Origin of the sequence: Corynebacterium silvaticum (assembly GCF_004382825.2) — a bacterium.
In the GTDB taxonomy this organism is placed as follows: Bacteria; Actinomycetota; Actinomycetes; order Mycobacteriales; family Mycobacteriaceae; genus Corynebacterium; species Corynebacterium silvaticum.
This window is the reverse complement of the sequence record NZ_SDQO02000011.1, coordinates 1-403: the sequence shown is the minus strand read 5'-3', so window position 1 is coordinate 403 and position 403 is coordinate 1. Positions and strand designations below refer to the sequence as shown.

Sequence of the window (403 nt, the reverse complement as noted above, 5' to 3'; positions counted from 1 at the left end):
GGAATACGCCGGCGACGCGATCAGCGCGCTCAGCATGGAAGGCCGCATGACGGTCTGCAACATGTCGATCGAGGGCGGCGCGCGCGCCGGCCTGGTCGCGCCGGACCAGAAGGCGTTCGACTTCCTGCGCGGCCGTCCCAAGGCGCCGAAGGGCGCGGACTGGGACGCGGCGATGCGCTATTGGGAGAAGCTGCGCTCCGACGACGGCGCGCATTTCGACCACGAGCTGCGCCTCGACGCCGCAAAGCTGCCGCCGATCGTGACCTGGGGCACCAGCCCTGAGGACGTCGTCTCGGTGACCGGCATCGTGCCCGATCCCGACAAGATCGCGGACGAGGCCAAGCGCATCTCCAAGCACCGCGCGCTGAAGTACATGGGCCTGACCGCGGGCACGAAGATCACC

The 403-nt window shown here is 69.2% G+C and carries 1 protein-coding gene; it reads left to right on the top strand.

Annotated elements, in window-relative coordinates; all coding sequences use genetic code 11:
- On the top strand, positions 1-403 hold a 403-nt coding region (locus tag ET810_RS11880; protein ID WP_241657943.1), incomplete at both ends, for an aconitase family protein.